Raw genomic sequence first — 25,082 nt, forward strand, 5'->3', positions numbered from 1 at the left:
CATGCAAGTTTCTGCAGAGACCGTGCAGGCGCCGCAGCCCGGCACCGTCGAGCACTGGGCGCGTGCGCGGCCCGACGCGCTCGCCGCCATCGAAGGCGAGCGCGAGCTGAGCTGGTCCGCGCTCGACGACCAGGCCAACCGGCTCGCCCACGCGCTGGCCGCGCGCGGGCTGGGCCGCGGCGACATCGTCGTGGTCCGCACCCAGATCCGGCTGGAGTGGATGGCCATCGCCGCGGCGTGCGGCAAGCTCGGCTGTTCGCTGCTGGGCATGAACTGGCGTCTCACGCCCGCCGAGGTGCGCTATGTCCTCAACAACAGCCTCGCCAACGCTATCGTTTGCGACGACGCCGACCCGGCCGCGCTGCTGCCGGCCTTCGACGGCCAGCCGCTGAAGGCCGCGGTGTCGCTGGACACGGCCGCGGCCGGCTTCGACCATTACGCCGATCTCGTCGCCGCCCCTGCCCCGGCGCGGTTTTCAGCGGGCCAGCCAGGCCTGATCATCTACACCTCCGGCACCACCGGCCTCCCCAAGGGCGTGCTGATGCGCGGCAGCGCCGACATGTCGGATCCGATCGTCACTGAATACCTGGCCGATGTCGGCGCCCATCGCACCACCTCGCCCGATGCCTGCTTTTTGCTGACCATGCCGGTGCACCACGGCTCCGGTCCCTCGCAGGTCTGGGCGGCGCAGAAGGCCGGCGCGCTCACCGTGATGATCCGGCGCTACGACCCGCTCGCGGTGCTCGACGCGATCCAGCGCTACCGCGTCAGCCACTGGACCGGCGTGCCGACCATGTTCAAGCGGCTCGCCGCGCTGCCGCCCGGCACCGTGGCCCAGCACGACCTGTCATCGCTGCAGTCGATCACGGTCGGCGCGGCACCGGTGTCGGATGCGCTCAAGCAATGGATCATCACGCATCTCGGCGACTGCCTCTACGAAGGCTATGGCTCGACCGAGACCGGCATGGTCAGCCGCATGATGGCCGGCGACCAGCGGCGCAAGCCCGGCTCCAGCGGCCGCCCCTACCGCCACGTGCGCATCGAGATCCGCGATGCCAACGGCCAGGTGCTGCCGGTCGGCCAGTCAGGCGAGATCTGGGCGTGGACCCCGGTAGTGATTCGCAATTACCTGAACGCCCCGGCGCTCGGCACCGACACCCGTGATGAACGCGGCTTCTTCCGCACCGGCGACGTGGGGCAGCTCGACGACGAGGGCTTCCTCTACATCAGCGACCGCGCCAAGGACATGATCATTTCCGGCGGCGTGAACATCTATCCGGCGGAAATCGAGGCGGCTCTGCAAACCCACCCCGCCGTCGCCGATGCCGCCGTCATCGGCATCCCCGACGAAGAGTTCGGCGAGAGCGTGATGGCGTTCTGCGAGATCAAGCCCGGGCTGAGCGTGGACGAACCCGCACTGCTCGAACACTGCGTCGGCCAGCTCGCTTCGTACAAGCGCCCGCGCAACATCCGCATCGTCGACGAATTGCCGCGCAATACCGTTGGCAAGCTGCTCAAGCGCGACCTGCGCGCGCCCTTCTGGAAAGACAAGGAGAAAAACGTATGAACAACCTGCTCAGCCTCAGCGAACGCGTGATGCTGGTGACCGGCGCCGGGCAAGGCGTGGGCCGCCAGATCGCGCTGCATGCCGCCGCCCACGATGCCGAAGGCGTGGTGGTCAACGACTATTTCCTCGACCGCGCCGAAGCGGTAGCCGAGGAGGTGCGCGCCGCCGGTGGCCGCGCCATCGCCGTGCAGGCGGACGTGACCAGCCATGAAAGCGTGCAGGCGATGTTCGCCACGGCACGCGAGGCCTATGGCCGTGTCGACGTGCTGGTCAACAATGCCGGCAATGCCGGCGCCACGCCCAGCGCCGATGCGCGCAAGCCGTTCTGGGAGACCGGCCCCGATGCATGGAACAGCTTTATCGGCGTCAACTTCTACGGCGTGATCCACTGCACCGCCGCCGCGATCCCGGACATGATCGCGCGCCAGTCGGGCCGCATCATCACCATCATCTCCGACGCGGGCCGCATGGGCGAAACCAATCTCGAGGTGTACTCGGGCGCCAAGGCCGGCGCGGCCGGCTTCATGCGCGGCGTGGCGCGCGCCATGGGCCGCCACCACGTCACCGCCAACTGCGTCGCCATCTCGGCCACCGTAACCCCGGCCATCGAAGCACGGCTGCAAGCCGACCCGGAGCGCACCAAGAAGATCATGGAGAAATACGTGATCCGCCGTCCGGGCCGACCCAACGATGTCGCCAACATGGTGACCTTCCTCGCCTCGGACGCCAGCAGCTGGATCACCGGCCAGACCTATCCGGTCAATGGCGGCTTCTCGTTCGCCCTGTAAGGAGACGCCATGTCAGATACCCGTACGGACAACTCTGTGCAGCGCGTCCTGACCGAGCGCCATGGCCATGTGCTGGTCATCACCATCAATCGCCCGGAGGTGAAGAACGCCTGCGACGGGCAGACCGCGCTGCAGATGAACGCGGCCATGGACCAGCTGGACAACGATCCCAGCCTGTTCCTCGGCATCGTCACCGGCGCCGGCGGCGACTTCTCCGCCGGCGCTGACCTGAAAGCGGCGGCGCGCGGCGAGCTGCGCGAACGCCCGCCGCGCGGCGGCTTTGGCGTGTTCAAGCGGCCCGCACGCAAGCCATTGATCGCGGCGGTCGAAGGCGTGGCGGTCGGCGGCGGGCTCGAACTGTGCCTGTCGTGCGACCTGATCGTCGCGGCGAAGAACGCGCGCATGGGCCTGCCTGAAGTGCGCCACAACCTTGCCGCGATCGGCGGCGGGCTGTTCCGGCTGCCGCGGCGCATCCCGTACCACATCGCCATGGAGCTCGCGCTGACGGGCGAGCTGAAGGATCCCTCCTTCTTCGCACCACTGGGGCTGGTGAACCGCGTGGTTGAGCCCGGGCAGGCACTCGACGAGGCGCTGGCCCTGGCACAAAAGCTGATGGCGAACGGGCCGACGGGTCTCGCGGCGGCCAAGGAAATCATCTTCCAGTCCGCCAACTGGACGGATGAAGAAGCCTGGGAGAAACAGATGCCCATTGCCGCCGTCGCGATCGAATCCGAGGATCGCAAGGAGGGCCTGAAGGCGTTCGTGGAGAAGCGCAAGCCGGTGTGGCGGGGGGTATAGCAGGCGGGGCGCGAGGTTTATCGCCAGTTGCGGTGAAACCTCGCGCGCGGACGGAGCGCCGCTACAAATTTCTGTGCCATCGGTTGCGGTAATCTGCCGCGTCTCCTAATATGCAACCATATAGTTGCATATCTATCCACCCCAGGAGACCGCCCATGCCTTCCGACACCGACCGCATCGAACGCAGCATCCTGATCGAAGCCCCCATCGCGCGCGTCTGGCATGCGCTGACCGATGCCGATACCTTCGGCAGCTGGTTCGGCGTGCGCTTTGACGGCGCGACCTTCGCCCCGGGCGAGCGCGTGGTGGGCAGCATCACCTATCCGGGTTACGAATATCTGAAGTTCGACGTTCACGTCGAACGCATGGAGCCGCAACGGCTGCTGTCGTGGCGCTGGCATCCGGCGCCGCTGGAGCGGGGGCGCGATTACTCGGACGAGCCGGCCACGCTGGTGGAATTCACGCTGCGCGAGGTGGAAGGCGGGACCATGCTGACCGTGGTCGAGTCCGGCTTTGACCGGATCCCGCCCGAACGCCGCCAGGAAGCCTTCCGCATCAACAGCGGCGGCTGGGACGAGCAGGTCAACAATATCCGCCAGCATGTCGCCGGCGCTGCCTGAGGCACTGCCGGACGCGCCGGATCTGCGGCGGTCGGCCGCGGTGTTTGCCGCGCTCGGCGACGAAACCCGGCTGCGGCTGGTGGCGGCGCTGTGCGCGGGTGGCGCGATGTCGATTGCGCAGCTGACTGCTGGCAGCGCGATGACGCGGCAGGCGGTGACCAAGCACCTGCAGGTGCTGGCGCAGGCCGGGCTGGTCCACGACAGCCGCGCCGGCCGCGAGCGCCTGTGGCAGTTCGAGCCCGGCCAGCTCGATGCCGCGCGCCGGTCGCTGGAAGCGATCGGGCGGCAATGGGAGTTTGCGCTGGGCAAGCTGAAGCTGGCGGTGGAAGGCGAGCATTAGCTGCGTACCTCGATTGAGCTGCCGGTTTGCTCCTCTCGCCCGCTTGCGGGAGAGGGAACAAACCAGAGGTCGCTTACTAGCCTCGCAAGCGACGAAAGCCTTCTCCATCACCGCTATACTGACAGCCCCGCCCATTCCAGCGAGAGGAAGCGCGCAGTGGCTGACCACGACCTGTCCAGGCTCAAGATTGACCGGCAAGCCGCCGCGGCCGGCGTCCGTATCCGTCCGCGGCGCCGGTGGTTGCGCTACGCGGCCGTCGCGGTGGTGCTGCTGGCGCTGGCCGGCATTGCCATCCGGCTGGCCGGCCCGCGGCCGGTGCAGACCGCCACCGTTACCTCCGCCTACCCCACGCAGAATTTCACGATGCTGAACGCCACCGGCTACGTCGTGCCGCAGCGCAAGGCGGCGGTCGCGTCGAAGGCGCAGGGCCGGCTGGAATGGCTGGGCGTGCTCGAAGGCTCGCGCGTGAAGAAGGACGAGGTCATCGCGCGGCTGGAAAGCAAGGACGTGGCCGCGTCGTTCGCGCAGGCGCAGGCGCAGGTGCAGGTGGCACAGGCCAACCTGGCGCTGCAGCAGGCCGAGCTGAAGGACGCCGAGGTAAACCTGCGCCGCTCCAAGGTGCTGATCGTGCCGAATGCGATCTCGCGCACCCAGTACGACGCCGACGTGGCGCGCTTCGACAAGGCGCGGGCGTCGGTGAACAGCTCGCGCGCGTCGGTGGTGTCGGCACAGGCCAATGCGCGCGCGGCCGAGGTGGCGGTCGAGCAGACCGTGGTGCGCGCGCCGTTCGACGGCGTGGTGCTGGTCAAGCATGCCAACGTGGGCGACAACATCACGCCCTTCTCGGCCGCGGCCGACACCAAGGGTGCGATCGTCACCATCGCCGACATGGAGACGCTGGAGGTCGAAGCCGATGTCGCCGAATCGAATATCGCCCGGATCCGCGTCGACCAGCCCTGCGAGCTGCTGCTCGACGCCCTGCCCGGCCTGCGCCTGGCCGGGCAGGTCTCGCGCATCGTGCCGACGGTGGACCGCTCCAAGGCCACGGTGCTGGTCAAGGTGCGCTTTGTCGATCGCGATGCACGCGTGCTGCCGGACATGAGCGCCAAGATCGCCTTCCTGTCGCGCGCGGCCACCGCGCAGGACCGCCAGCCGGTGGTCGCGGTGCAGCCGGCCGCGATCGCCACGCGCGACGGCCGCCAGGTGGTCTACGTGGTCCGGGACGGCAAGGCGCACGAGATGACGGTCAAGACCGGCGACAAGCTGGGCGAACTGGTGGCCGTGCAGGGCGTCAAGCCCGGCGACGTGGTGGTGCTGTCGCCCGGCGACCAGATCGGCGACGGCAGCCGGGTGACCACGGCCAAGCCATGAGCGAGGGCCGCATGGGCGCCGCGCCGCTGGTGCAGATCGACCACGTCGCCAAGTCGTACCGGCGCGGCGTGCAGATCGTGCCGGTGCTGACCGACATCTCGCTCGCGATCGGCGAAGGCGATTTCGTCGCGCTGATGGGCCCCTCGGGCTCGGGCAAGAGCACGCTGCTAAACCTGATTGCCGGCATCGACCGGCCCGACCGCGGCACGCTGCGCGTTGCCGGGCTGGACATCACGCAGTTGCCGGAAGCAGCGCTGGCCGACTGGCGCGCCGCCAATGTCGGCTTTATCTTCCAGTTCTACAACCTGATGCCGGTGCTGACCGCGTTCGAGAACGTCGAGCTGCCGCTGATGCTGACGCGCCTGCCGCGCGCGGAGCGGCGCGCGCGCGTGGAACTGGTGCTGGACATGGTCAACCTGGCCGACCGCATGAGCCACTATCCGTCGGAGCTGTCCGGCGGCCAGCAGCAGCGCGTGGCGATCGCGCGCGCGTTGATCACCGACCCCGCGCTGATCGTCGCCGACGAGCCCACCGGCGACCTCGACCGCACCTCGGCGGCCGAGATCCTGGCGATGCTGCAGCGGCTCAACGCCGATGCCGGCAAGACCATCATCATGGTCACGCACGACGCGCACGCTGCCGCCGCGGCCGGGTCGCTGGTTCACCTGGAGAAGGGGGAGCTGATCCGTGGCGAGCCGGCGTAGCCTCCATTCACCATGTACGCGCTCAAGCTGATCGCCCGCAATGCGCTGCGGCACAAGCTGCGCACCACGCTGACGGTGTTCGGGCTGGTGATCGCGGTGCTGGCGTTCGGGCTGCTGCAGACCGTGATCGATGCCTGGTATGCCGGCGCCTCGGCCGCCTCCAGCGCGCGGCTGGTCACGCGCAATGCGATCTCGCTGGTGTTCCCGCTGCCGCTCAGCTATGAAAGCCGCATCAAGGGCATCGACGGCGTGACCATGGTGGCGCGGTCCAACTGGTTCGGCGGGGTCTATCGCGATCCGAAGAACTTCTTCGCGCAGTTCGCGGTCTCCGACAACTACCTCGACCTCTACCCCGAATTCATCGTGCCCGACGCGCAGCGCGCCGACTACCAGCGCGATCGCAAGGGCGCACTGGTGGGACGCCAGCTGGCCGACCAGTTCGGCTTCAAGGTCGGCGACGTGATCCCCATCAAGGGCACCATCTACCCCGGCACCTGGGAATTCGTGGTGCGCGGCATCATGGACGGGCGCGACGAGAGCACCATCACGCGCCAGATGGTGTTCCACTGGGAATACCTGAACGAGACCGTGCGCAAGCGCACCCCGCGCCAGGCCGACCAGGTCGGCGTCTATATATTGGGCGTCGGCAATCCCGACAACACCGCTGCGATCTCGCGCCAGGTCGACGGCGTGTTCCGCAATTCGCTGGCCGAAACCCTGACCGAAACAGAGCAGGCCTTCCAGCTGGGCTTTGTCGCGATGTCGAACCAGATCATCGCGGCGATCCGCGTGGTGTCGTACGTGGTGATCGTGATCATCATGGCGGTAATGGCCAACGCCATGGCGATGAGCGCGCGCGAGCGTACCGTGGAATACGCCACGCTCAAGGCACTCGGCTTCGGCCCCGGCTTCCTGGCGCTGCTGGTGTTCGGCGAATCGCTGGCGCTGTGCGTGGCCGGCGGCGCGCTCGGCATGCTGGCCACGCCGCCGGTGGCCACTGCCTTCAAGCAGGCGGTGGGCGGCGTGTTCCCGGTGTTCACCGTGTCGCCGCAGACCATGCAGCTGCAGGCGGCGTGCGCGCTGGCGGTCGGGGTCTTTGCCGGCATCGTGCCCGCGGTGCAGGCTGCGCGCGTGCGCATCGTCGAGGGCCTGCGCGCCATCGGCTAGCGCGACGGAGACTGCCATGGCGATCCCGCTTTCGTATATCGCGCGCAATCTCTGGGCCCGGCGCCTGACCACCGCGCTGACCGCGGCCGGCCTGGGGCTGGTGGTGTTCGTCTTCGCCACCATGCTGATGCTCGACGCGGGCCTGAAGAAAACGCTGGTCACCACCGGCGAGCACGACAACGTGGTGGTGATCCGCAAGGGCGCCGAGACCGAGATCCAGAGCGCGGTCAACCGCGACCAGGCCAGCATCATCGAGATGCACCCGGCCGTGGCCATGAGCGGCGCCGGCCGGCCGCTGGCGTCGCGCGAGGCCGTGGTGCTGATCTCGCTGACCAAGGCCAGCACCGGCCAGCCGTCCAACGTGGTGATCCGCGGCATCTCGCCGCCCGGCATGGACCTGCGCCCGCAGGTGCGGCTGGTGGCCGGGCGCATGTTCCGGCCGGGCTCGTCCGAGATCATCGTCGGCAGCAGCATCGCCGGCGGCTTTGCCGGCGTGCAGATCGGCGAGCACCTGCGCTTTGCGCAGCGCGACTGGACCGTGGTGGGACACTTCGACGCCGGCGGCAGCGGCTTTGACTCCGAGATCTGGGGCGACGTCGACCAATTGATGCAATCGTTCCGGCGCAATGCGTATTCGTCGATGGTGGTCAGGCTGGCCGATTCCGCGCTGTTCGAGCGCTTCCGTGCCGATCTCGACGTCGATCCGCGCCTGGCCGACGAGGCCAAGCGCGAGCAAGCGTTCTACAGCGACCAGTCCAAGGCCCTGTCCGGCTTTATCAATATCCTGGGCTTTACGCTGTCGACCATTTTCTCGATCGCGGCGATGATCGGCGCCATGATCACCATGTATGCGTCGGTGGCCAACCGCGTCGCGGAGATCGGCACGCTGCGCGCGCTCGGCTTCCAGCGCGCCAGCGTGCTGGCCGCGTTCCTGGCCGAAGCGGCGCTGCTGGGGCTGGTCGGCGGCGCCGCGGGCCTGGCGTGCGCAGCGCTGATGCAGTTCGCCTCGTTCTCGACCACCAACTTCCAGACCTTCGCCGACCTGTCGTTCCGCTTTATCCTGACGCCGGCGATTGCGCTGCAGACGCTGGCGTTCTCGATGGCGATGGGGCTGGTGGGGGGATTCCTGCCGGCGGTGCGGGCCGCGCGGATGAATATTGTGGAGGCGTTGCGGGCGCGTTGATGGTTGATGCTACGCCGCCCGTTGGTTTGCTTTCCCCTCTCCCGCTTGCGGGAGAGGGAGCACGCAATCGGGAGTTGGAAAGTTCCAGGGCGTCTGCCAGCGGCTCCAGCACCCGGCGCAGCCCATCCATTCCTTGCCTTCTCCCCGGTGTCCGACTACAACCCGTAGTGATGCATGCTACGCGTCAGGACGCCCCCGATGAACCTTGACCTGCTGGCCTCATTGCTGACCGCCGTGGTGGTGCTGCTGATCGGTACGCTGGTCAACCGCAGCGTCGGCATGCTGTCGCGCTACAACATTCCCGATCCCGTCACCGGTGGCCTGCTGTTCGCAATCGTCGCGTCGACGGCGATGGCGGCGGTGAACTTCCGCGTGGTGATCGATCCCGGCATGAAGCCGGTGCTGCTGCTGATGTTCTTCGGCGGCGTCGGCCTCTGCGCCGACCTGCGCATGCTCCGGCGCGGCGGCAAGGCGCTGGTGATCTTCCTGGTCATCCTGCTGCCTTATATCGTGGTGCAGAACGTGGTGGGCGTGGCCATGGCGCGGGTGCTGGACCTGCATCCGATCTTCGGCCTGGTGAGCGGCTCCATCACGCTGGTGGGCGGGCACGGCACCGGCGCCGCCTATGCCGAGCGCTTTGCCGAGGTCAACAACCTGCAGGCGGTGATGGATTTGTCGATGACGGTGGCCACGGTCGGCCTGATCGTCGGCGGCATCATCGGCGGACCGGTGGCGCAATACCTGATCTCGCGCTACCGGCTGCGCTCCACCGCGCGCGAGGCCGGCGACACCGAGGAGGAAGCGGCGGCGGTCTCTCCCATCACCACGGTGGGCGCGCTGGCGTCGCTGGCCGGCATCCTGGCCGCGGTGATCGGCGGGCGCTGGATCGCCGCGCAAATGCCGACCGGCGCCATCACCATCCCGGGCTTTCTCTGGTGCATGATGCTCGGCATCGCCCTCCGCAACCTGCTGCCCTTTGCCGGCATGCGCTTCGACGACCGCGCCACCGACCTGATCACCAATGTCTGCCTGTCGCTGTTCCTGGTGATGACGATGATGGCGCTGGACCTGGCCGACGTGGCGCTGTCCGCCGGCCCGTTCCTGCTGATCATCGCGATGCAGGTGGTGTTCATCGTCCTCTACGTAGTGCTGGTGTGCTTCCGCTTCATGGGGCGCGACTACGAGGCCGCGGTCAGCTCGGCCGCGTTCATCGGCTTCAACATGGGCTCGACCGCCACCGCCATGGCCAATATGCGCGCCATCACCGCGCGCTACGGCCCGGCGCCCACCAGCTACCTGATCACGCCGCTGGCCGGCGCGTTCTTCGTCGACCTGATGAACGCCTTCGTGCTGACCATGATGCTGGCGCTGCCGCTGATCGGGGGCTGAGATGGGGGCTGAGATGCGGCGCCCCTCCCTGCTGACACGGCTGACGCTGCTGTTCGCCGTGCTGGCCAGTGTTTGGCTGGCGGGATGCGGCGGCGGCCCTGCAGCCGACGGCATTCGCGCGGGCGTCGAAGAACGGCTGGCGCTGGCGCTGCCGCCGGGCACGGTACAGGTGGTGGAGCTGCAGCGCCGCGGCTCGCAGGCCGACACCAAGGCCCCGGCCGGCGAGATCCGCCGCATCGTCTATTTCGACGCGCAACTGAAGCTGCTGCGCGACTATGACTTCGGCGCCTGGGATTCGCCCGGCGTGGCCGGCCTGGTGTCGGCGCTGGGCGCGGGTCCGCGCGGCATCACCGGCATCACCAGCGGCGGCAACAAGGCCGGCGACATCATCCGCGCCCACGGCACCGCGCTGTACCGGCGCGACGGCGAGCGCTGGGTCGGCGTGCTGCCGGCCGGCTACCGTCCGGCCGAAGCCCCGGCCGTCGCCACCGATACCCAGACCGGCCCGGCGGCGATTCTTGACGCGATGCGCAAGGTGATCGACTCGGTGCAGAAAGAGGCCTCGCCGGCGCAGCGCGCGGTGATCGAGCAGGAGCTGACCACCGCGCACGCCAATATCCGCGCGCGGCTGGCGCGGGTCAACGAAGGCTATGCCATCGCCGCCGGTGCCGAGCACGGCCAGTACTTGCGCTTTGCGCAGGCGCTGGTGGCTGGCACGCGCGTGCGCGCGATCCCGCTGGTCACGCACGGCGGCGAAGAGAACCTGCGCCTGCTGCGCGCGGGCAAGGTTTCGGTGGCGCTGGCGCAGGGCGATGCCGCGCTGGATGCCTACGAAGGCAAGGACGCCTTCGCCGACGACGGCCCGCAGGCGTCGCTGCGCGCCATCGGCAGCCTCTATCCGGAGCCGGTGCACGTGCTGGTGCGCGAAGGCGATCCGGCGCGCTCGGTGTCGGACCTGCGCGGCAAGCGCATCGCGGTGGGCGAGCGCGGCTCGGCCTCGCGCGGCACCGCGCTGCGCGTGCTGGCCGCGCACGGGCTGGCGGACAAGGACTTCAAGGCCGAGGAGGTCGGGCTGGGCACTGGCCTGGTGGCGCTGCGCCAGAACCAGGTCGACGCCGTGATCCAGGTGATCGGCGTGCCTGCCGACAGCATCCGCGATGCGCTCGCCGAAATGCCGCTGCGGCTGCTGCCGCTCGACGAAAAGGCCATCGCCGCGCTGGTGGGCCGCAAGGCGGGCTATTTCCGCGCATCGATCGCGCCAGGCACCTATCCCGGCCTGAGCGCACCGGTGCGCACTATCGCCACCGCGGCCGTGCTGGTGACCGGCCCGGACCTGTCCGACGCCGAAGTGGCCGACCTGACGCGGCTGGTCTACCGCAACGGGCGCGACCTGGTCGCGCGCGGCAGCGCCCAGGGCGGACAGATCGCGGTGGCCACGGCGCGCCAGGGGCTGATGATTCCGCAGCATCTGGCGGCGGCCAAGGCGCTGGACGCCATGGGCCCGGCCGGCACCACGCCGGGCTCGGCACGGCCTCTCCGGCCGCCGGCAGCGTCCGGGACGCAGGTCAGATAGGGGATGCGGGGACGCGCTGGCCGGCTTCAGCGCCGGCCTGATACGCCGTAGAACGTTCCTGCGCGTGGATTAGACACCACATAAGCGTGGCGCTGCGCCCAGAACTGTGCGGTACGGAAGGCTTCGGCCTCGCGCTCGCTCCAATCCGTTGCCAGCAACGGCAGGGCCTCGGCGTCGGTGGTCAGGTAGACGCGCGCCTGGTAGCGCGCGGATTGCATCGTGCCGGTACGGATGGTGCGGATCGTGACGTGGAGGGTCATAGGCAGCTTCTCGACAGGGCAACTACCAGATCATAACCACTTCCATGTGTTGGATTGGTGAAACCGTTGCGAATGTGCCAAGGGCGCCAGCATGCGACGGCGCTGTCAGGTTCCGGCGCCAGCGCCGACATACCGGCATCATCGTGCTTCCTGGAGCCAGACATGCCTGCCCGGCCCGCCCTTCTCGTCGTGACCCACCTCGCCATGCTGGCTGTCGGCTTCGCCGCGGGCATCTATGTGCTGCCGATCCTGACGGCGCAGCCCGGCGCCAGCGCCGGACAGGTGCAGGCGATATCGCAACAGTCGCGCTATTCCGGCACCTTCCGCAAGGACCTGGCCGGCAGCGACGCGCTGCACTGGGCCAGCGGCCGGCTCCATGTCTCGGCCAGGGCGCTCGCCTTCGAAGGCAGCGTGGCACCTGGACCGGATTACCGGATCTACCTGGCGCCGGCGTTCGTCGACAACAAGGAAGCCTTCCTGCGGATTAAGGATCAGTCCCTGCAGGTGAGTGAACTGAAGACCTTCGGCAATTTCACCGTGGATCTGCCGCCCGGGGTGGATCCGTCCCGGTATGCAGCGGTGGTGATCTGGTGCGAGCGGTTCGGGCAGTTTATTGGGGCGGCGGGGTATCGGTAGCGACCGCGGGCAGACTGCGGAGCCATGGCGCCGATGGAGCAGCGAAGCACCCGGCCAAAGGAAAAAAGGGCCGATCAAAGCAACCGGCCCAACGAACCCCCGCAAGACCAGCCGCAGGTGTCGATATGAGAGTCAAGCACCGCCCGTGCAGGCATGGGCGCCTGCCGGGCGGGCATCAGGCAATACTCAGAAGCGGTGACGCAGGCCGATGGTGGCGCCGGTCTGGTTCTCGCCGGCCACGACGGTGCCGACGCCGTTCAGACCCAGCGCCGAGCCCGACTTGTTCTTCGAGTAGCCCACGTTCAGGTACACGTCGGTGCGCTTGGACAGCGAGTAGTCCGCCGACAGCACGAACATCCACGGATCCGCATCGCTGTTGCGGGTGTCGTTGTAGTACGCCGCGCCGGTCAGCAGGAACGCCGGGGTGAAGCGATATTGCGCGCCGGCCCAGTAGACATTGCTGCGGGTCGTGGCGGCGGTGGCGCTGGACACGCCGTCGTCGCGCAGCCAGCGGTAGCCCGCGAACACCTTGGCGCCGCCGAAGGCGTAGGCCGTACCCACGGCCGCGCGCTTGGCGGCGCGGTCCTGCAGCGCCACCGTGCCGCCCTGGAACTGGTCGTAAGCCGCGCCGACCGAGAAGCCGCCCGCCGCATACGACAGGCCGCCGCCGAAGTTGCGCCCGACCTTGGTCTCGCCCGGGATTTCGTTGTTGTCGCGGCCGAAGCTGTAGAAGCCGGTGGCGGTCAGGCCGCCGAACTTGCCGGTGTACTTGACGGCGTTGTCGGCGCGGCCGTTGAAGGCCGAATCCACGCTGTTGAGCGAGTAGCGCGGGCCCACGCCCATCGGGTCGAAGGCGCCGAACAGGTCGTACAGCGCGTTCTGCTGGCGGCCCAGCGTGACCGCGCCCCAGCCGCCCTGCAGGCCGACGTAGGCCTGGCGGCCGAACAGGCGGTTGCCCTGGCCCGAGGTGCCGGTGTCGACGTCGAAGCCGCTTTCCAGCACGAAGATGCCCTTCAGGCCGCCGCCCAGGTCTTCGGTGCCACGCAGGCCCCAGCGCGAGCCGGACAGGTTGCCCGAGTTCAGCCGCACGGCCGTGCCTTCGGCGCCGCCGCTGCCCGGCACGTTGCTGATCACTTCGACGCCGGCGTCGACGATGCCGTAGAGCGTCACGTTGGACGTGGATTGGGCCGACGCCACCCCGGCTGCGGCCGACGCGGCCGCTGCTGCCGTCATTGCAAGGAGAGCTTTCTTCACTGTAGTTTCTCTGTGTTCTGTTTGAGGCACGACACCGCACCGGACCCAAGGCCCGATCGTCATGGCGAGTCATGGCAAGTCATGACGATCGCGGCCCAGCCGGGCAACCCGGCAACGGCGCATCGTCCGCACGAGTGGCGGCCCCGGCATTGTGGCGGCGCAATATGAAAGCTTTGTGACCCATGCTTCTCAGCAGGAAGTGGCGCATCGCGCCCGGCTGGGGGTTTTCCCTGTAACCGGCGGGAACGTTTTGGTAGGATGCAGGCTTTTCCGACGACGGTAATGCCAGTGTTCCGTGCCGCCCCGCGCCTGTGCCTCGACCGCTTCGCCTCATGAAGCTGGCTGAGATCAAGACCCGGCTTGCCCCCCTGCTTGCCTCGTTCCCCGCTTCACTGCCTGGCCCGCTCCGGCGAGGGCTGTCCCGACTGGCGGCGCGCACCGCGCGCGCCGGCCTGACCCGGCCCGGCACGCTGCGCCCCACGCGGCGCGGCCTGCTGTTCGGCCTGGCCGCGATTCCGGCGGCGTTGCTGCTCTATGTGCTGGTGCTGATCCCGTTCACGCCGGGCATCAGCGATATCCGCAAGGCCAAGTCCGAGCAGCCGGCCCAGGTGCTGTCCGCCGACGGCAAGGAGCTGGCGGTGTTCAAGTGGGCCAACCGCGACTGGGTCCCGCTCAAGCAGATCTCGCCCAACGTGGTGGCGGCGCTGATCTCCACCGAGGACCACCGCTTCTACCAGCACCACGGCCTGGACTGGCGCCGCATTGCCTCGGCCGCGCTGCATACGTTTTCCGGCGACCGCCAGGGCGGGTCCACCATCACGCAGCAGCTGGCGCGCAATCTCTATCCCGACGAGATCGGCCGCGCCCCCACGCTGACGCGCAAGCTCAAGGAAGCGATCACCGCACTGAAGATCGAGGCGCTCTACACCAAGGACGAGATCCTCGAGACCTATCTCAACACGGTGCCGTTCCTGTACAACGCCTTCGGCATCGAGATGGCGGCGCGCACCTATTTCGACCGCCCCGCCCGCTCGCTCGACGTGCTGCAGAGCGCCACGCTGATCGGCATGCTCAAGGGCAACAGCTACTACAACCCGGTGCTCAACCCCGAGCGCGCGCTGGATCGGCGCAATACCGTGCTGGGGCAGATGGTCAAGCGCGGCAAGCTCGACGCGGCGCGCTACGAGCAGCTGAAGAAACGGCCGCTGCGCATCGACTTCGAGCGCCAGACCGAGCCGCCCGGGCCCGCGCCCCATTTTGCGCAGCAACTACGCAAATGGCTGATCGGCTGGGCCGACCGCAACGGCTACGACATCTACGCCGACGGGCTGGTGGTCCACACCACCATCGACGCGCGCCTGCAGGCCATGGCCACGCAGGCGGTGGCGCAGCAGGGCAACCGCCTGCAGGCGGTCGCCAACGCCGCCTGGGCGCCGCGCGCGGGCTGGGCCGCCAACAAGCCGCTGGTGCAGGCCTTCGTGCGCGAGACGCCGGAGTACCGCGCCGCGGTCGCCGCCGGCACGGCACCGGACGAGGCGCTGCGCCACCTGATGGCCGACAGCGCCTTCCTGCGTGCGCTGCACCAGAACAAGACGCGGATCCAGGCCGGCTTCCTGGCGCTCGACCCGCGCAACGGCGAGATCCGCGCCTGGGTCGGCAGCCGCGACTACACCCAGGACGCGTTCGACCACGTGCAGCAGGCGCGGCGCCAGCCGGGTTCGACCTTCAAGCCCTTCGTCTACGGCGCGGCCTTCGACGAGGGCAAGACCCCCGACGACACGCTGGTGGACCAGCCGGTGGAGATCGAGCTGGCCGGGGGCGAGATCTGGCGCCCCAGCGACGAAGGCCGCCCCACCGGCCGCGCCATGACGCTGCGCGACGGCCTGGTCTATTCGCGCAACACCATCACCGCGCAGCTGATGCAGGAAGTGGGCCCCGCGCGCGTGGCGCGGCTGGCGCGCAACATGGGCGTGCGCGACAGCGAGCTCGACGTGGTGCCGTCGCTGGCGCTGGGCACCAGCCCGGTCACGCTGAAGGAAATGGTGGCCGCCTACGGCACCATCGCCAATGCCGGCGACTACATCGCGCCGACCATGGTGACGCGCATCGAAGACCGCCAGGGCAATGTGCTGCAGGTGTTCCGCCCCGCACGCCCCGAGCACGCGCTGCCCGCCGCCGCCACGCAAACCCTGCTCGACGTGATGCGCGACGTGATCGACCGCGGCACCGGCGCCGGCATCCGTTCGCGCTTCGGCATCCGCGCCGACGTCGCCGGCAAGACCGGCACCACCCAGGACAATGCAGACGGCTGGTTCATCCTGATGCATCCGGAACTGGTGGCGGGCGCCTGGGTCGGCTTCAACGACAGCCGCATCACGCTGCGCAGCGACTACTGGGGCCAGGGCGCGCACAGCGCGCTGCCGATGGTGGGCGACTTCTACCAGCGCGCCCTGCGCGCGCGCATCATCGACGGCCGCGCGCGCTTTGCCGAGCACGAGGAAACGCATGTGTTCGCGTCGCTGGGCACGCAGCTGCGCGGCTGGTTCAGCCAGCTGTTCACGCGCGACAAGGCCAGCGAAACCCCGGCACCGCGCCCGGCGCCGCGCCGCCCGGCCTTGCCGGCGCAGGAAGCCGAGATCGCGCCACCGGCAGGCGCGGCCTCGGCGGCGGTGGCGGACGGTGACCACGATGAATCCAGTCTGGCACTGGATCGGGGGGAGACGGTGATGGCGGTGCCGCCCCCGGACGTCACCGCGGGAAGCGCGCCGGTTGCGCCGCCCCCGGCCAATGAACCGGCCCCGCCCCCCACGCTGCCCCCCGCCTCGGCTCCGGCTCCGGCTCCGGCTCCGGCTCCAACGCCAACGCCCGCACCAGCACCAGCGGCACCGATCACGCCGCTCGCACCCACCATCATCACCCCGGCCGGCCAACGCTGATCGCTGACCCAGGTGTTCCGTCTGCCGGAGCGCGGTTCACACCAACCCGATATCCCGCCCCGCCACCCCCGGAAACACCTGCGCCAGCCGAGCCGCATCCAGCCCGTACAACCTGCGGAACATCCCGCCCAGCAGCGCCCGGTACTCGTTGCGCACCGGCCAGTCGCGATCCTGGTTGAGCGTGGCCGCTTCCACCGCGACCTGTTCGCCGGCGATGCGGCCGCCGCGCACGCTGCCGCCCAGCACCCAGTAGACCGTGCCGTGGCCGTGGTCGGTGCCGCGCGTGCCGTTCTCGCGGAAGGTGCGGCCGAACTCGGACAGCACCACCACGGTGGTCTTGCTCCATGCAGGACCCATCTCCGCGGCAAAGGCCGACAAACCGCGGCCCAGGTTGTCGAGCAGCCCGGCCAGCTGACCCTGCGCGGCGCCCTGGTTGACGTGGGTGTCCCAGCCGCCCACGTCGATAAAGCCCAGGTTGAAGTGCTCGCGCATCAGCCCCGCCATGCGCCGGGCCTCGACCTCGAAGCCGCGCGCGCTGAGCGCGCGGCGGCTGGCGGCCTGCATTTCCTGCTGGCGCGACGCCATCGTGGCCGGGCCGGCGCCAGCCATGCCGCCCATGCCGCCCCTTGGCGCTTCCGCCTGCGCCTGGCGCGCGACGGTCTCGCGCAGCTCGAAGCCCTCGTCGATCAGTGACTCGAAGCGCGTGCCGCGATACATCTGCGCCAGCAGCCTGGCCTGGCGCGCATCGAAGGGGGCGCGGCCGGCGCCCTTCAGCGAGACATTGGGCACGTCGCGCGGGCCGGCCAGCACCAGCGGCAGCCCGTCGGTGAATGCCACCGGCGCGGCCTGGCCGCCCATGGCCTGGGCCAGCCGGTTGAGGAAGCCGCTACCGCGCAGCGCGGCCACGGCCTGGCGGTCCTCGTCGCCCCCTGGCAGGCCAGCTTCGATGCCGTCCTGGGTCTCGAAGTGGCTGCGCGACAGGTCGTGCGTGCCGGCGAACGGCACGAAGGCCAGCTGGCCCTGCTTCCACAGCGGCAGCAGAGTCGGCGCCAGCGCCGGGTGCAGGGCCCAGTCGCCGATGCCGCGCGCGGCGCTGTCGGCGCCAAAGGCGGATGCCAGCGCCACTGCGGCATTGGGATCCGCATCGGCACCCGGCGCGGGCGGGCGCCGGATGGCGATATTGGGCCGCGCCGCGTAGTAGAAATCGCTGCCGGCCGGCACCAGCACGCTGGCGGCGTCATAGCCGCCGCGCAGGAATACCAGCAAAAAGCGCGCATCGGCCTGCGCGGGCAGCGCGTAGACGCGCGAGGCGATGGCCGGCAGCGCCAGCCCGAGCGCGGCGCCTACCATCGTCTTGAGCCATTGTCGGCGTTGCATGGTGCTCTCCGTTGCCTTCAGCGCTGCATCCATTCGGGCGAAGCCAGCAGCAGGGTGTTCCATTCCGCCTGCGACTCGGCGTGGCTCAGCGCGGCGCGCGTGGCGGGGCCAAGGGTGGCTTCGATCGCGTCGTAGTAGAGCTTGTTGCCGATCGTCGGGAAGCGCGCGCCGCGCGGCGTGGTGCCATCGCCCGCGAACAATCCCGCCGGCCCCGAGCCGATGGCGCGCGCGATCTCGAAGCGCCGCACCATCTGCCCCGAGCTGGCCCACGCGCTTTCCGCCGACGGATAGCCGTCGGGCGCCACGTGGCCGTACAGCGGCTCTCCCAGCTGGTTCAGCCAGTTCATCACCGGGCGCAGGTTGGCCACCTGCCGGCCCTCATACGCCAGCCGCAGCGACGACACCACATAGACCATCGGATCCTTGAACTTGCGCGGCGACGCAGCCGCCTGCCGGTCCAGTTCGGGCGCCAGCAACATGGTGCGCAGCACCGCCGAGATATCGCCGTCGGTGCGCGTGAAGGTCTGCGCCATGCGCTCGACCAGCGCCGGTGGCGGGTTGTCGGCAATGAAGTGGGCCGCCAGCCGGGCACTGACAAAGCGCGCCGTGGCCGGCTCGCGCGCCAGCATCGAGACCGCGCGCGCCACTTCGTCGAAACCGGACGGCTCGATGCGCTGGCCCAGCAGCAGCTTGGCGCCGAAGTCGTGGCGCGCGGGATTGAACTCGAACAGGCCGTCGCCGCGGTACAGGCTTGCGCGCGCCGGGGGCAGCTTTGGCGGCGGCGTGCCGCGCAGGTTCACGCCCACGCCGGTCAGCACGCGCGCCAGCTCCTGCACGTCCTGCTGCGTATAGCGCGATCCGCTGGGCCCGCCAGAGACGCCCAGCGTATGCAGTTCCATCAGTTCGCGCGCGTAGTTCTCATTGACGCGGTTGGCGCTGCTCTGGGCATTGTCGAGATAGAGCAGCATCGCCGGCGCGGTCACCGTCGCCATCAGCAGGTCGCGGAAACGGCCGAGCGCATGCGGCCGGATCGCGCGCTCTTCGTACTCGGCCAGCAGCAGCCCGACCTGGCCCTTGCCCGCATACACGTTGAAATGGTTCATCCAGAACCATGTCATCTGCTCGCGCAGCTGCGCCGGCGAATACAGCGCGCGCAGCAGGTGGCGCCGCGCCACATCGGCCACGATCTCGCGGCCCTGCATGTTGAGCGCCTGGCGCGCCTGTTGCCGGCTGGCGTCGTCCGGCAGGGCATCGATGCGCTGGCGCGCCTCGCGCGCGGCCTGGACCTGCGCGGCGGCGCCGTCGCGCAGGTTGGGCAAGGCGGCGATGGCGGCCGCCAGCTCGGGCGGATCGGCCAGCGGCAGCGCCAGCTGCTGCGCGAGGAAGTCCTTGCGGCCCAGCCGGCGCAGCGCGTCCAGCGAGGCCTGGTCGGCGCCGTAGGTGACGGTATTGAGCCAGCGCAGGTCGGCGGCCGCCGTGGCGCCACGGTCGTCGCCGTTGCCCGGCCCCGCGTGCAGCTGCGCACAGCCAGCCAGGCACGCGGCCAGCGTCAGCGCGGCCGCGGCGCGCCAGGCGGCCACGCGCCCACGGCCGGGTGGTCTCGGATGCTGCGCTGGATCCATGTGGTTCACCTCGTCCGGTTCGATCCCCATCACCATGTTACGTGGCAGGCCCGGACCGGTTGACGCGGCGACGGCAGACGAGTGTTACCAATGCTTTCAGCGCGAGATTGCCGGATTTGCCAAGACAGCGGCGCCGCGCCTCGCTAGCCTTGCGTTTTGCCTGCCCTTCCCGCTCCCGAGCGGAAACGCCTGCCTGCATGTCGCGCCCCTTGTCCACCGTCGCCTGGCTGCCCGCCGTGGCCTTCGTCCTGGTCTGGTCCACCGGCTTTATCGTCGGCAAGGCCATCGTGCCGCTGGCCGACACCAGCCTGTTCCTGCTGGCCCGCTTTGCCGTGGCCGGGCTGATGTTCGTGGCCTGGTCGCTGGCCGCGCGCGCGGCCTGGCCGCCGCTGCGCGAGGCGCCGCGCCACCTGCTGGCCGGCGCGCTGATGCAGGGCCTCGAGTACACCCTCTCTTCGCCCGCCGCATCGTCGCGCAGCGCCAGCGCGATATGGCCGGCGGATCCGCCCTTGGAGGTGCCGAAGCTGATCAGCAGTTCCAGGTCATACGGGTCTTCGCGCAGCCGTGACGCGATCTGTTCGAGGTTGGCGGGCTCCGGCCCGCCCTTGCTGCCGAATTCGCTGGCCAGGGCCAACGACGGCAAGAGCAACACCATTGCGACGAACCACAGCACCCGCCTCGTTCTCATTTTTTCCCCCGATTCTGGACGTCCCAGGGCATGACCATGACATGCCGACGATACCATGCTGCCCTTCGCCACAGCGCATCGCAGCCCCATCGATCCGGTACAATGCCCCCCTTCGAGGACGACCTCGCCCGCACCGGGTATGAATGTCCGGGACGGCCCGGCTCTTGATCAAGGAGCCATCATGGCTTGGATATTTCTCGTCATCGCAGGAGTGCTCGAGGTTCTTTGGGCGTACTCCATGAAGCTGTCCGAGGGCTTTTCGCGCCCCGGCTACTCGGCCATCACCATCGTGGCCATGATTGCCAGCTTTGCCCTGCTCTCCCTGTCCATGAAAAGCCTGCCGCTCGGCACCGCCTACACCATCTGGACCGGCATCGGCGCCGTGGGCGCCTTCCTGGTGGGGCTGTTCGTGCTGAGCGAACCCGCCAGCGCAGTCAGGGTCCTGGCGGCGGGGCTGATCGTCAGCGGACTCGTCATGATGAAGATGGCTTCCTGAAGCTTCTGCATGCGTTGGCCTGCGCCCGACGCAGACTCCCGCCCCGCGGCCGCCCTCGCCGCTCGTTTAGAATGCCTCGCACGCGCCGCGATTCGGACGGATCCGGCGCGTTGCCTTGTCATTCACACCGTGCGCAATGAATGCTCCCCTGGAACTCATCGGAAACCATCCGTCGGTCGCCGCCCTGCGCGACCTGGTCGCGCGCGTGGCAAGAAGCCAGGCGCGTACCGTCCTGCTCTATGGTGAAACCGGCACCGGCAAGAGCCTGGTGGCGCGCCTGCTGCACCAGCAGTCCAGCCGCGCGCACGCGGAGTTCATCGACATCAATTGCGCGGCAATCCCTGGGCAGTTGCTGGAATCCGAGTTGTTCGGCCATGAACGCGGCGCGTTCACCGGCGCGGTGGGCAAGAAGGAAGGGTTGATCGAGGCCGGCAATGGCGGCACGGTGTTCCTGGACGAGGTGCGGGAGCTTGACCTGGTGATGCAGTCCAAGCTGCTGACGTTGCTGGATACCCGGCGCTTCCGCCGCGTCGGTGCGATCAGGCCGATCAGTGTCGACGTGCGCTTTATTGCCGCCACCAACAAGATCCTGCTCAGCGAGGTCAATGCCGGCAAGTTCCGCGAGGACCTGTACTACCGGCTGCAGGTCATCTCGATCAATATCCCGCCCTTGCGCGAACGCGGCGACGACATCCTGCTGCTCGCGCACAACGCGCTGCAGCGCTACAACCGCCAGTACGGCAGCCGCATGGAGCGGCTCGACCCGGAAGTCGAGCGCATCTTCCGCGCATACCGCTGGCCCGGCAATGTGCGCGAACTGGAGAACCTGCTGGAGCGCATCTGCCTGCTCGAACCCGGCCACTGCGTGTTGCCGGCCCACCTGCCGGCGCGGATCCTGCGCGAGATGAACCTGGCCGCGGCGGCGCCCGCGGATCTGATGCCCATGGCTGCTGCGCCGGCCGGCCCGCTGGATTACCACGCCGCCACGGCACAGTTCCAGGCGGGGTTGATCGAACAGGCCCTGGCGGCCTGCGGCGGCAATCTCGCCGAGGCCGCACGCCGGCTCGGGCTGAGCCGCCATGCGTTGCGGCACCAGATGGGCAAGCTCGGATTACCCGCCGACTGACGCGGCGCGCATCCCGCGCAATGGCGTGGAATTCACGCCAACCCGGCGCGTGAAGTCCGCGCGCCATCCTTCTCCCTCGTCACAAGCCTTTGATCTTCAAAGGAAATTTCATCATCGCCCGGCTGGCACAGCTTCTGCGTAATGGGTGTCGCGTGACTCGCTCCAACGAAGCGACACCTAACCGGAGAATGTTGAATGCAGTCGCTGAAGATCATTTGCCCCAATGGCCATCTCGGCTTTGCCCCGCTGCGCACGGGCAGTTTCGAGATCGGCGTGGCCGCCGGACCGGACTACATCGCGGCCGATTCGGGCAGCGATGATGTCGGGCCGGTGCCGCTAGGCTCCGATACCTCCACCAGCCCCGAAGCGTGGCAGCGCCACGATCTCGAGCACATGCTGCTGGCCGCGCGGCGGCTGGGCGTGCCGATGATCATCGGCTCGGCCGGCGATACCGGCACCAACAGCCGCGTCGACCGCTATGTCGAGATCCTGCGTGACCTCGCGCAACGGCACCGCCTGCCGCGGTTTCGCATCGGGTATTTCTATTCCGAAGTGCCGAAGTCGCTGGTGCGGGAGCAAATGAGCGAGGGCGAAACCATCCGCGGCCTCGACGGCTTTGCCGACCTGACCTTGTCCGAACTGGACGCCACCGACCGCATCGTCGCCATGGCCGGCGTGCACCCGTACCTGGAACTGCTGCGCCAGGGCGTCGACGTGATCATCGGCGGCCGCAGCTCCGATGCCGCGGTGTTCGCCGCGCCGGCGCTGCATCACGGCTTTGCCGCCGACCATGCCTACTACCTGGGCAAGGTGCTGGAGTGCGCCTCGTTCTGCGCGGAGCCGTACGGCGGCAAGGAGACCGTGCTGGGCGAAATCACCCGCGATGACGTCCGCGTCACGGCCATGCATCCCGAGCAGCGCTGCACCATTGCCTCGGTGGCCGGACATGCGATGTACGAGCGCTCCAATCCGTTCGAGGAATTCGTCGCCGGCGGCAGGCTCGACATGAGCCAGTGCCGCTACGAGCAGCTCGATCCGCGCACCACCCGCATCACCGGCGCCCGCTTCGAACCCGCGCCGCAGGTGCGCGTCAAGCTGGAAGGCTCGGGCAAGGTCGGCGAGCGCTACGTGGGCCTGTGCGGCATCCGCGACCCGTACACCATCGCCAACGTCGACCGCGTCATTGCCTGGGCGCGCGAACAGGTGCGCGCGCGCTTCGGCGACACCGATTATTCGCTGCACTACAACGTATATGGACGCGACGGCGTGATGGGCGAGCTGGAACCGCTGCGCGACCGCCCCGGCCACGAGCTGTGCGTGATGGTGCAGGGCGTCGCGCCCACGCGCGAGATGGCGGAGGAAGTCGCGATGATCGGCCTGCGCCAGATGTTCTACGCGCGACTGCCGGATGTGAAAGGTACTGCTGGCTCGGTGTCGTTCCCGCTGGACGAGGTGCTGCACGCCAGCCCCGCCTATCGCTGGACCTTGAACCATACGCTGGCAGTGCGCGATCCGCTCGCGCTCTTCCCCACCCATGTCGTCGAAGCCGGCGTTTGACGCACCCCATTGCCAAGGAAGCCACCATGACCATTGCCAGCCACTCATCGCCCTTCCCGGCCGCCGCCTCCACCGCGGCATCGACGCAGCCGCTGCACGCGCTCGCCAAGACCATCCGCAGCAAGAACGCCGGGGTCAACAAGATCACCTTCGACATCATTTTCCGCGAGCAAGCCGAATATGAACGGGTCAAGCGATCGCGGGTGCTGACCCGCGAAAGCATGGCCGCGCTGTTCGGCGTGCCGGTCTCGCGCATTTCGGATTTCGTCGAATACGAACCGGCCTTCGCCATCAAGTTCACCATGTACCGCGCGCAGCCCAGCGGCAGTGCGGGCGATGGCGATATCTTCGGCGCGCAGCAATATGCGCCGCTGCTGACGCTGGAGATTCCCGCCTGATCCTTCCGCGCGGCCTGCCGTGGCCCGGATGGTCCGGGCCACGCGCCGGCCGCTTCCGCAGCGTTGCCGCGCTGCCTTGCTGCAACACGACGATTTCCGGAACGACGTATGGACAAGACCTGTTTCAAGCGCATCTGGCACCGGCTGGCATGCCGCCTGCCCGCAGCGGTGGCCGCGGCGGCGATGGCCGCCTCCCCACTGCCCGCCACCGCTGCGCCGCCCGAACATGCAGCCGCGGTCCCGCCGCTGATGCGGATCGTGGTGCCGTTCTCGGCGGGCGCCAGCAACGACGTGATCGCGCGCGCCATCGCGCCGGCGCTGGCGAAGCGCCTTGGCAACACCGTGATCGTGGAGAACCGCCCCGGTGTGGCGGGCGTGCTGGGCGCGGACTACGTGGCCAAGGGGCCGCGCGACGGCTCGGTGCTGCTGCTGACCTCATCGACCTTCCTGACCGCGGCGGCCACGCAGGCGCGCTCGCCGTATGACCCGCTGACCGCGTTCGCGCCGGTGGCGCTGGTGGCCGACGGTCCGCTGCTGCTGGCGGTATCGTCCACCATCGCGGCATCCCGCTCGATCCGCACGCCCGCCGAGCTTATCGCCGCGGCGCGGGCCCGGCCGGGAGCGATCAGCTACGGCTCGGCCGGGGTCGGATCGCTGGGCCAGCTCGCCACGGAACTGCTGTGCGACACCTCGAAGGTCCAGATGATGCACGTGCCGTACAAGGGCGCGGCCAACGCGCTGATCGACCTGGCCGCCGGGCAGATCGACGTGATGATGTCCAACTACAGTTCCATCGCCACGCAGATCAAGTCCGGCAAGGTCAGGCCGCTGGCCGTAACCTCCGCGGCGCCGAATCCCGCGTTTCCGGACTTGCCGCCATTGGCCGCGTCGGTGCCGGGCTATGGCATCGAGATCTGGGTCGGCGTGCTGGCGCCGGCAGGCGCGCCCGCCGCGCTGGTGCAGCGACTCAATCGCGAGATTGCCGAGATCGCTGCGTCGCCGGAGGTGCGCGCAATCCTGGAGCCGGACGGCTCGCGCCCGCTGGCCGCGACGCCCGCGGAGTTCGGCGCGCGCATGAAACAGGACCTCGCGCAGTGGAAGCGCATCGCCTTGGAACGCAAGATCGTCGCGGAATAGGCGCGGCCCACGCCCTGCACCGCCTCGCCGACGGGGGTAGAATCTGCGCCTCACACCGAAGAAGGCCGCCCGGTCCGCATGCCGGCTGGATCGCT

General features: G+C 69.0%; 22 protein-coding genes and 1 pseudogene. 19 read left to right on the forward strand and 4 right to left on the reverse strand.

The window, feature by feature from the left end; all coding sequences use genetic code 11:
• The first annotated feature begins 1 nt into the window (after position 1).
• The 11 genes from ACEI37_RS03805 (at position 2) to ACEI37_RS03855 (ending at position 11,500) form a co-directional block, all read left to right on the forward strand.
• Entirely contained in the window at positions 2-1,567 is a 1,566-nt protein-coding gene (locus ACEI37_RS03805; protein WP_373377406.1) for a class I adenylate-forming enzyme family protein, read from the forward strand.
• The gene (locus tag ACEI37_RS03810) at positions 1,564-2,355 is read left to right on the forward strand and encodes an SDR family NAD(P)-dependent oxidoreductase (protein ID WP_373377407.1); all 792 of its coding nucleotides are present in this window, start codon (positions 1,564-1,566) and stop codon (positions 2,353-2,355) included. The genes ACEI37_RS03805 and ACEI37_RS03810 overlap by 4 nt, the downstream gene beginning before the upstream one ends.
• Positions 2,356-2,364: 9 nt before the next feature.
• Positions 2,365-3,153 (forward strand): crotonase/enoyl-CoA hydratase family protein, encoded by a 789-nt coding sequence (locus tag ACEI37_RS03815; RefSeq protein WP_373377408.1) that lies wholly within the window; start codon positions 2,365-2,367, stop codon positions 3,151-3,153.
• Between the two features lie 155 nt (positions 3,154-3,308).
• Positions 3,309-3,773: an SRPBCC family protein gene (locus ACEI37_RS03820; protein WP_373377409.1), complete on the forward strand. Its 465-nt coding sequence runs from the start codon at positions 3,309-3,311 to the stop codon at positions 3,771-3,773.
• Positions 3,754-4,113 (forward strand): ArsR/SmtB family transcription factor, encoded by a 360-nt coding sequence (locus ACEI37_RS03825; RefSeq protein WP_373377410.1) that lies wholly within the window; start codon positions 3,754-3,756, stop codon positions 4,111-4,113. The genes ACEI37_RS03820 and ACEI37_RS03825 overlap by 20 nt, the downstream gene beginning before the upstream one ends.
• 156 nt (positions 4,114-4,269) lie before the next feature.
• The gene (locus ACEI37_RS03830) at positions 4,270-5,484 is read left to right on the forward strand and encodes an efflux RND transporter periplasmic adaptor subunit (RefSeq protein WP_373377411.1); all 1,215 of its coding nucleotides are present in this window, start codon (positions 4,270-4,272) and stop codon (positions 5,482-5,484) included.
• An 11-nt stretch (positions 5,485-5,495) separates the two neighbouring features.
• Positions 5,496-6,188 (forward strand): ABC transporter ATP-binding protein, encoded by a 693-nt coding sequence (locus tag ACEI37_RS03835; RefSeq protein WP_373377710.1) that lies wholly within the window; start codon positions 5,496-5,498, stop codon positions 6,186-6,188.
• A 12-nt stretch (positions 6,189-6,200) separates the two neighbouring features.
• Positions 6,201-7,355, forward strand: coding sequence for an ABC transporter permease (locus ACEI37_RS03840; RefSeq protein ID WP_373377412.1), 1,155 nt, complete (start codon positions 6,201-6,203; stop codon positions 7,353-7,355).
• A gap of 16 nt (positions 7,356-7,371) precedes the next feature.
• Positions 7,372-8,538, forward strand: a complete 1,167-nt coding sequence (locus ACEI37_RS03845) for an ABC transporter permease (protein WP_373377413.1) — start codon at positions 7,372-7,374, stop codon at positions 8,536-8,538.
• 198 nt (positions 8,539-8,736) lie between these two features.
• Complete coding sequence (gltS, locus tag ACEI37_RS03850) at positions 8,737-9,927, forward strand: sodium/glutamate symporter (RefSeq protein WP_373377414.1); 1,191 nt, start codon at positions 8,737-8,739, stop codon at positions 9,925-9,927.
• Positions 9,928-9,940: 13 nt separating this feature from the next.
• Positions 9,941-11,500 carry a TAXI family TRAP transporter solute-binding subunit gene (locus tag ACEI37_RS03855; RefSeq protein WP_373377415.1) on the forward strand — a complete coding sequence of 520 codons (1,560 nt, stop codon included), beginning with the start codon at positions 9,941-9,943 and terminating at the stop codon, positions 11,498-11,500.
• A gap of 26 nt (positions 11,501-11,526) precedes the next feature.
• On the opposite strand, the gene ACEI37_RS03860 is transcribed toward ACEI37_RS03855, so the two are convergent.
• Positions 11,527-11,760 (reverse strand): hypothetical protein, encoded by a 234-nt coding sequence (locus tag ACEI37_RS03860; protein ID WP_062803537.1) that lies wholly within the window; start codon positions 11,758-11,760, stop codon positions 11,527-11,529.
• 162 nt (positions 11,761-11,922) lie between these two features.
• Between ACEI37_RS03860 and ACEI37_RS03865 the strand changes: the two genes are divergently transcribed.
• Positions 11,923-12,396: a DM13 domain-containing protein gene (locus ACEI37_RS03865; protein WP_373377417.1), complete on the forward strand. Its 474-nt coding sequence runs from the start codon at positions 11,923-11,925 to the stop codon at positions 12,394-12,396.
• Between the two features lie 186 nt (positions 12,397-12,582).
• Here the strand turns inward: ACEI37_RS03865 and ACEI37_RS03870 are convergent, their stop codons facing one another.
• Positions 12,583-13,650, reverse strand: a complete 1,068-nt coding sequence (locus ACEI37_RS03870; protein ID WP_373377418.1) for a porin — start codon at positions 13,648-13,650, stop codon at positions 12,583-12,585.
• A gap of 332 nt (positions 13,651-13,982) precedes the next feature.
• On the opposite strand from ACEI37_RS03870, the gene ACEI37_RS03875 reads away from it, so the two are divergent.
• Positions 13,983-16,586 carry a penicillin-binding protein 1A gene (locus ACEI37_RS03875; RefSeq protein ID WP_373377419.1) on the forward strand — a complete coding sequence of 868 codons (2,604 nt, stop codon included), beginning with the start codon at positions 13,983-13,985 and terminating at the stop codon, positions 16,584-16,586.
• Positions 16,587-16,622: 36 nt separating this feature from the next.
• On the opposite strand, the gene ACEI37_RS03880 is transcribed toward ACEI37_RS03875, so the two are convergent.
• The gene (locus ACEI37_RS03880) at positions 16,623-17,963 is read right to left on the reverse strand and encodes a DUF1501 domain-containing protein (protein ID WP_373377420.1); all 1,341 of its coding nucleotides are present in this window, start codon (positions 17,961-17,963) and stop codon (positions 16,623-16,625) included.
• A gap of 17 nt (positions 17,964-17,980) precedes the next feature.
• Entirely contained in the window at positions 17,981-19,585 is a 1,605-nt protein-coding gene (locus ACEI37_RS03885) for a DUF1800 domain-containing protein (protein WP_373377421.1), read from the reverse strand.
• Between the two features lie 197 nt (positions 19,586-19,782).
• On the opposite strand from ACEI37_RS03885, the pseudogene ACEI37_RS03890 reads away from it, so the two are divergent.
• From ACEI37_RS03890 to ACEI37_RS03915, 6 genes and pseudogenes are all read left to right on the forward strand, one after another.
• Positions 19,783-20,025 (forward strand): annotated as a pseudogene (locus ACEI37_RS03890) (EamA/RhaT family transporter); the annotation flags it as partial.
• A 429-nt stretch (positions 20,026-20,454) separates the two neighbouring features.
• Positions 20,455-20,769 carry a multidrug efflux SMR transporter gene (locus tag ACEI37_RS03895; protein WP_373377422.1) on the forward strand — a complete coding sequence of 105 codons (315 nt, stop codon included), beginning with the start codon at positions 20,455-20,457 and terminating at the stop codon, positions 20,767-20,769.
• 136 nt (positions 20,770-20,905) lie between these two features.
• Entirely contained in the window at positions 20,906-21,895 is a 990-nt protein-coding gene (locus ACEI37_RS03900) for a sigma-54 interaction domain-containing protein (RefSeq protein WP_373377423.1), read from the forward strand.
• A gap of 195 nt (positions 21,896-22,090) precedes the next feature.
• Positions 22,091-23,452, forward strand: a complete 1,362-nt coding sequence (locus ACEI37_RS03905; protein ID WP_373377424.1) for an acyclic terpene utilization AtuA family protein — start codon at positions 22,091-22,093, stop codon at positions 23,450-23,452.
• On the forward strand, positions 23,449-23,850 hold the full coding sequence (locus ACEI37_RS03910; protein ID WP_373377425.1) for a DUF4387 domain-containing protein: 402 nt from the start codon (positions 23,449-23,451) through the stop codon (positions 23,848-23,850). Before ACEI37_RS03905 ends, ACEI37_RS03910 begins: the two co-directional genes overlap by 4 nt.
• A 108-nt stretch (positions 23,851-23,958) precedes the next feature.
• Complete coding sequence (locus ACEI37_RS03915) at positions 23,959-24,987, forward strand: tripartite tricarboxylate transporter substrate-binding protein (protein WP_373377426.1); 1,029 nt, start codon at positions 23,959-23,961, stop codon at positions 24,985-24,987.
• Positions 24,988-25,082: the final 95 nt, after the last annotated feature.

Source organism: Cupriavidus nantongensis (assembly GCF_041726985.1).
Classification (GTDB): Bacteria; Pseudomonadota; Gammaproteobacteria; order Burkholderiales; family Burkholderiaceae; genus Cupriavidus; species Cupriavidus nantongensis_A.

Excerpts from the sequence above, each read along its gene's own strand:
- ACEI37_RS03805 (WP_373377406.1), top strand. The coding sequence starts at position 2 with ATGCAAGTTTCTGCAGAGACCGTGCAGGCGCCGCAGCCCGGCACCGTC.
- ACEI37_RS03810 (WP_373377407.1), top strand. The coding sequence starts at position 1,564 with ATGAACAACCTGCTCAGCCTCAGCGAACGCGTGATGCTGGTGACCGGC.
- ACEI37_RS03815 (WP_373377408.1), top strand. The coding sequence starts at position 2,365 with ATGTCAGATACCCGTACGGACAACTCTGTGCAGCGCGTCCTGACCGAG.
- ACEI37_RS03820 (WP_373377409.1), top strand. The coding sequence starts at position 3,309 with ATGCCTTCCGACACCGACCGCATCGAACGCAGCATCCTGATCGAAGCC.
- ACEI37_RS03825 (WP_373377410.1), top strand. The coding sequence starts at position 3,754 with ATGTCGCCGGCGCTGCCTGAGGCACTGCCGGACGCGCCGGATCTGCGG.
- ACEI37_RS03835 (WP_373377710.1), top strand. The coding sequence starts at position 5,496 with ATGGGCGCCGCGCCGCTGGTGCAGATCGACCACGTCGCCAAGTCGTAC.
- ACEI37_RS03840 (WP_373377412.1), top strand. The coding sequence starts at position 6,201 with ATGTACGCGCTCAAGCTGATCGCCCGCAATGCGCTGCGGCACAAGCTG.
- ACEI37_RS03845 (WP_373377413.1), top strand. The coding sequence starts at position 7,372 with ATGGCGATCCCGCTTTCGTATATCGCGCGCAATCTCTGGGCCCGGCGC.
- gltS (WP_373377414.1), top strand. The coding sequence starts at position 8,737 with ATGAACCTTGACCTGCTGGCCTCATTGCTGACCGCCGTGGTGGTGCTG.
- ACEI37_RS03855 (WP_373377415.1), top strand. The coding sequence starts at position 9,941 with ATGCGGCGCCCCTCCCTGCTGACACGGCTGACGCTGCTGTTCGCCGTG.
- ACEI37_RS03860 (WP_062803537.1), bottom strand. The coding sequence starts at position 11,760 with ATGACCCTCCACGTCACGATCCGCACCATCCGTACCGGCACGATGCAA.
- ACEI37_RS03865 (WP_373377417.1), top strand. The coding sequence starts at position 11,923 with ATGCCTGCCCGGCCCGCCCTTCTCGTCGTGACCCACCTCGCCATGCTG.
- ACEI37_RS03875 (WP_373377419.1), top strand. The coding sequence starts at position 13,983 with ATGAAGCTGGCTGAGATCAAGACCCGGCTTGCCCCCCTGCTTGCCTCG.
- ACEI37_RS03880 (WP_373377420.1), bottom strand. The coding sequence starts at position 17,963 with ATGCAACGCCGACAATGGCTCAAGACGATGGTAGGCGCCGCGCTCGGG.
- ACEI37_RS03885 (WP_373377421.1), bottom strand. The coding sequence starts at position 19,585 with ATGGATCCAGCGCAGCATCCGAGACCACCCGGCCGTGGGCGCGTGGCC.
- ACEI37_RS03895 (WP_373377422.1), top strand. The coding sequence starts at position 20,455 with ATGGCTTGGATATTTCTCGTCATCGCAGGAGTGCTCGAGGTTCTTTGG.
- ACEI37_RS03900 (WP_373377423.1), top strand. The coding sequence starts at position 20,906 with ATGAATGCTCCCCTGGAACTCATCGGAAACCATCCGTCGGTCGCCGCC.
- ACEI37_RS03905 (WP_373377424.1), top strand. The coding sequence starts at position 22,091 with ATGCAGTCGCTGAAGATCATTTGCCCCAATGGCCATCTCGGCTTTGCC.
- ACEI37_RS03915 (WP_373377426.1), top strand. The coding sequence starts at position 23,959 with ATGGACAAGACCTGTTTCAAGCGCATCTGGCACCGGCTGGCATGCCGC.